The organism is Desulfobacter sp. (genome assembly GCF_050177295.1).
The window spans coordinates 1-5,565 of the sequence record NZ_JBFXHE010000296.1 but is presented as its reverse complement, the minus strand read 5'-3'; the positions used below and the strand labels follow the sequence as shown (position 1 = coordinate 5,565).

Genomic DNA, 5,565 nt, shown 5'->3' with positions numbered 1-5,565 from the left:
CTCATAACTTTCAGGCGGCCGTTTGAAATAAAGCCATTGCCAGAAGGAAGCGGCATCAATCCCCCGGTCCTCTATCTCGGCCAGGGTGGAGGTCATGGTATGGATATTGTGAATGGAAAACAGGCAGGGAACTCCATACTGCCTTGCCATGGCCGGGATCAGGCCTGTCATCCAGTCATTACAATGGATGATATCCGGTTTTACCCTGGGGATGATATTATTGATCACCTCCCGTTGAAATGCCAGGGACACCTTCAGATTTGTTTTATAACTACCGGAATATACTTTTTCTTTATAAAGAAACGTCCGGTCCGCGGCAAAATGAATCCGCTTCTCGTTCAGGCTTTGCCTGATTTTTTCCACCTCCAGGTCATGCTTTTCGGTGGAATAATCATGATAGATGGAACGGTAATCAGGTATGGCGACATGGACATCGCAGTTCAGATCAAACAGGGCACTGATCAGGGCCGCTGAAACATCGGCCAGGCCGCCGGCCTTGGCGGAATAACCTGCGCATGATCCCATTTCTTCAGGAAGATAAGTCACCTCCGGGGTGACGATAAGAATTCTTGCTCTATCAGGCATAAGTACCTCCTCCCCTATTTCAAACCGGTCATCAGGAAAACCATGACAAAGAGGGCAACGGTTTCAATAATGCCAAGCACCATCATATAATTACCAAACCCTTTTCCCGTTTCAGCCAATGCATCTGAAGCCATGGCGCCGGCCCTGCCCTGTAACCAGGCCGAAAGGCCCATTGCAATCCCACCGCCCAGACCCACAAAGAGCTTTACAACACCGGACACAGTGGCAGGTGCCGCTATTAAAGCGTTCATTAAAATCATACCGTAAATTGTCTGGGACAGAGGGGCTCCCACAAAAGTCACCAGAATAAACGGAGCCGTTTTATTCTGCAGATAACATTTTTTCCATGCACCAAGTGCTCCCATACCCGCGGCCATCGTGCCAAACGCCGATCCAACGGCAGCAGAAAAAAGAACAAGAACAAAACCCGTGTCACCAAGACTGTTCAGAAAATCCATGTATATTCTCCTTTTAATTTTTATGGTTCCGGTTCCCGGAAAGGGTCATAGGGAACCCCTGACCATTCAATGCTCAAATGTTTTGAAAATTCCAGTACATTCAACCGGATGCCGTGCACCAGGATGGCCATGGCACCCAGAAGAAGATTCACCGAATGGCCGCCCAGAAGTACGAGAACCGCCGCAAACATCGCCGGCAGCGTGTCAAAACCGATATTGAAAGCCATGTTGTTAAAAGCCACAGCCACCTCTTTTGTGGACATACCCACGGCAAAGAGCCGCACATAGGAGACAAGATCGGAAAGGTTGCCTATCCAGGTAATGATATCCAGGGGCAGCCGGACAACACTCCTTGCCAGGCCTTTGAAAAAACCATCCTCTTTCTGCTGCCCGAAACAGATGATAAGGCAGAGCGCTGCAATAAGACAATAATACCCCAATGGAGAAAAAGGCTGATTGAGCACAAGAACACGGACAATGAAATAAATTGCCCATATTAAAAAAAACCAGCCTGTTTCCGCCAGAAATCTGATATGGGGAAAGGTATTGAGAATGCGCCGGCAATGGGCAAAGGAGAGCTGGACCGCTCCAATGAGAAAGCACAGATGTATGATAAAAGGCTGGCTTGTATCGGAGAACGTGTCCATGGAAGGAATAATCATGGCTTTAAATAAAGGGAAATTTCTTAAGGCTTCCACGCCAAACCAGCTCCCGGTCAACGCGCCCCAGACCATGGTGGATAAAGAGAGCAGATACAAAAGGGGAATGAGATCCTTGTGAGGCGCAGGAGATCGTTTTGCATGGAAAAAAGTGGCAGCCAGTATTATGAACCCATAGCCTGCGTCACCTATGATCATCGCGAAAAACAGGGTGAAAAAAAACAGGAAAGGCCCATTGGCGTCATATTCCCGGTATCCGGGCAGGACCCCTATGAATGCCATGACCGGCCTGAAAAGATGGGTCAGTTTTGAATACCGGACCAGGGATGGAACTGTTTCTTCCGGTCCTGGATTTTCAAGCACAATACCCCATTTTTCAATGTCTGCACGTTCTTTCAGCTTCCCGGTAAAGCAGGCGGGACAATACCCTTGCAGATATATAATGTCTCCTCTTCTGACCATGGCATTCCGCGCATTCTCATAGGCTAAAAGCGCTTTACATTCGTTCAGGGAACGGATCATATATTGGGCCGTACCATAAAGTTCCAAAATTCTTTTTTGGATGGTTTCAAGTGCTTCTCTTTTTTGTTCAAGCATCCGCGCTAAATGGGAAAGGCTCTGCTCTGGCATACTGATTTCATGGAAAGGAATGGGGCAGAGCGGCTCATGACAGGTCACAACCGCAAAGTATACCATTGCACCCCGGGTATGGATAGCCACACTTGCAATATCAGCGGGAAGCTGCCCCAGCTCTTTTTTACGTGCCTTAAAAAGACGGATGAAAATTGAGTGATCTTTCAACTGATCAATGTCATGGGGATCAAACTGTCCCCATATCTTCTGGTCCTCATACGCCTTTTCCAGTTCCTGAATCTGTGCTTCCAGGGAGGATGCCTCTTTGGTTTTACTGCATAACTCCCGAGCCAAGACAGTCCCGTCTTCATCTCCTTTACAGGGTTTAGCTTTCACTGCCTGGGGGATGAGACCAAGGGCCTCCTGAATCAGCAACATATTATCCCACAGCCTGTTTTTTACAGTCACATCAAAGAGTTCGGCATTTTCTGGCGGCCGGATGTGGAAAATCCCTGTTTCTCTCAGGGCTTTCAGGGTTTCATCTTCCCACGAAGCACCGGTCAGCAGGGTTACTTTTTTCATCGGCTCTATCATTTGCGCTCCTGTGCCTGAATTTTCTTTCTTGCAATGCGTGCCCAGCCCACTGCGGTTGCCATCTGCTCTGCCATGTGGATGGATATTTTTTTTATGGCGTTTTCAGCTTCCGGGATTTTCACCTTTTCAAAAAGATTTACGCGCTGGGAGGTGATTTGAAGCTCCACTGAAAGCAGACGAAACTGGGCCTCAAGGATGATACGCCGGGCGGTGAGGATGACAAGCGCCTGCAAGATTTCCAGTGCCTTGTCCACCCACAGGGGATATTCAAAAAGATCATATTCTTCAATATGTATGTGTGCCGCCACAAACACGGGAATATCCACGCCTGTGACATTGACCTTTTTTGTCTCAATCCCCTCAATAACCAATAATTGAGAAAGATCTATCCCTTGGGCAAGATAACCGGCCCAAGGGTTTATACTGTCTTTTATCCTGGCGATTTCCCCATTTATCTCTTTGATTTCCCTTAATATCCTTCCCATCTCAAGCTGCAGAAGCTGTTTTTTTATCTGCAACGTGGGCAGATATCTCTGAAATCGTTTCAGGCTGTCCTTTTGCTTTTTCAGCTCAGGTTTTGTCAGTTTGACTTTTTTCATTTTTTAACCCCAGGCCAGAACCGGGTAACCAGTTCGTTTTTAAGGCCTGTTTCATTGGGCGCAAAACAATCGGCCAGAATCTGCCACCCCCTGTCAAGGGCCTCAAACAGATGGATATTCACAGAGAGATCCATTAATTGAGCTTCAAAGGCAGTGCCGTATTTTAAAAGCTTTTCATCCCATGATGACATGCGAAATCCCATGGAACGTTTTTCCAGTGTCTCCTGGTAATCTGCATAGAGCTGCACCATATTGTCCATCAGGGCTCTATGGTCTTCCCGGGTATTTTTGTTGACAAGCTGTTTTAACCGGCTCAAAGAGCCAAAGGGTTCTATGCGGCCGTTGTTCAGGTAATATTGCCCTTCGGTGATGTACCCGGTATTATCGGGCACAGGATGGGTGACATCATTTCCAGGCATGGTGGTCACCGAAAGAATGGTCACGGAACCGGCATCTTTGAAATCCACTGCCTTTTCGTACCGGCATGCCAGCTGGCTGTAAAGATCTCCGGGATAGCCCCTGTTGGAGGGCACCTGCTCCATGATAATGGCGATTTCCTTGAGGGAGTCACAAAAGTTTTTCATATCCGTCAACAGGACCAGAACTCTTTTGCCCCCAAGGGCGAACCGTTCTGACACCGCAAGGCACAGGTCCGGCACCGTGAGACATTCAACCGTGGGATCTGCTGCTGTATGGATATAAAGAACAGACCTGTTCAGCGCCCCCTGTTCGGCAAGGGTGTGTCTGAAAAACAGATAGTCGTCAAATCGCAGTCCCATGCCACCAAGGACAATGATGTCAACCTCCGCCTGCATGGCGATCCTTACCAGCAGTTCGTTGTAGGGCTCTCCTGAGGTGGTGAAAATTGAAATCTTCTGGGACTCCACCAGGGAATTAAAGAGATCAATCATGGGGATTCCGGTATGTATCATCCTGGAGGGCACAATCCGCTTTGACGGATTTACCGTGGGACCGCCGATGTCCACCGGATTTTCCCTGAGATCAGGACCGTTGTCCCTTGGTTTCCCGATGCCGTTAAAAACCCTTCCAAGAAGATTCTCTGAAAAAGAGGTTCGCATGGGCGCACCTGTGAAACGGACCTCATCATTGGTGGAGATGCCACTGCTGCCGACAAATACCTGAAGATATATCCGGTCTCCATCAATCCGTATGACTTCCGCAAGGGATGACTGCTCCCTTGAAGAGATGACTGCCAGCTCTCCGTATGTGATATTCCGGGCATTCAGGACAATGACATTGCCTGATATCTGAATGATTTTATTGTATACTTTCAGCATCTTCCTCCCTATGCACAGGGATTCCGTCATTTAAGTTCTTAAAATTTTTGGCGCGTACAAATGTGGAATCCAGGTGATTTTCCATAAAGGGTTTGTCATGGAGCATGAATCCGTCCTCTCTGTTTTCCTGGCAGTATTCATTCAGGTAATTTGTAATTTGGGAGGCATAGGTTTCCATCTCATCACTTTCCCATTGAGAGGCATTGTACTCTATGAAAAGGGAGCGAAGTCTGCTGAAGACCGATCTGGCTTCGTCCTTATTCTTAAATGTCACCCGGGTGTTTATGATGTTTTCCATCATGCCAAAGCAGTTCAGTTGCCGTTCTCGTGATGTTGCACCGTCAATGGGGTCAAAGGCATTCTGCTGCAGATAGACGCTGTCAAAGAATTCCCCTTTTAAGTAAAGTACAAAGTCATCCATGGGAGTGCCTTCTTCTCCCACCACTTTCATCATTTGTGAGACTTCATATGCCCGGTTCAACAGTCTGATCATCTTTGTGCCGGCATCCTTTTCGATCACACCGGTATATTTGCTCCAGCTTTCCAAGGGATCTATGGCCGGATATCTGCGGGCATCCGACCTCTCCCTGGACAGGGCGTGAAAGGCCCCCACAGCCTTCAATGTCGCCTGGGTCACAGGTTCATCAAAATTGCCGCCAGCAGGGCTTACTGTGCCGCCGATGGTGATGGAACCGATACTGCCGTCCTTCATGCGCACCCTTCCTGCACGTTCATAAAAATTTGCCACAATTGACTCAAGATAGGCTGGAAAAGCCTCTTCTCCCGGTATCTCTTCAAG

5 protein-coding genes and 1 pseudogene are annotated in these 5,565 nt (G+C 48.1%); all 6 read right to left on the bottom strand.

Annotated elements, in window-relative coordinates:
• Nucleotides 1–585: glycogen/starch synthase (locus AB7U36_RS17275; RefSeq protein WP_428160927.1), on the bottom strand; the 585-nt coding region annotated here is incomplete at its 3' end.
• A gap of 14 nt (nt 586–599) precedes the next feature.
• Complete coding sequence (locus AB7U36_RS17270) at nt 600–1,043, bottom strand: V-type ATP synthase subunit K (protein ID WP_428160926.1); 444 nt, start codon at nt 1,041–1,043, stop codon at nt 600–602.
• Between the two features lie 20 nt (nt 1,044–1,063).
• The gene (locus tag AB7U36_RS17265) at nt 1,064–2,869 is read right to left on the bottom strand and encodes a V-type ATP synthase subunit I (protein ID WP_428160925.1); all 1,806 of its coding nucleotides are present in this window, start codon (nt 2,867–2,869) and stop codon (nt 1,064–1,066) included.
• Nucleotides 2,866–3,468, bottom strand: coding sequence for a V-type ATP synthase subunit D (locus AB7U36_RS17260; RefSeq protein ID WP_428160924.1), 603 nt, complete (start codon nt 3,466–3,468; stop codon nt 2,866–2,868). Before AB7U36_RS17260 ends, AB7U36_RS17265 begins: the two co-directional genes overlap by 4 nt.
• Nucleotides 3,465–4,766 carry a V-type ATP synthase subunit B gene (locus AB7U36_RS17255; protein WP_428160923.1) on the bottom strand — a complete coding sequence of 434 codons (1,302 nt, stop codon included), beginning with the start codon at nt 4,764–4,766 and terminating at the stop codon, nt 3,465–3,467. The genes AB7U36_RS17260 and AB7U36_RS17255 overlap by 4 nt, the downstream gene beginning before the upstream one ends.
• Nucleotides 4,747–5,565 (bottom strand): annotated as a pseudogene (locus AB7U36_RS17250) (V-type ATP synthase subunit A); the annotation flags it as partial. The gene AB7U36_RS17255 and the pseudogene AB7U36_RS17250, both read right to left, overlap by 20 nt.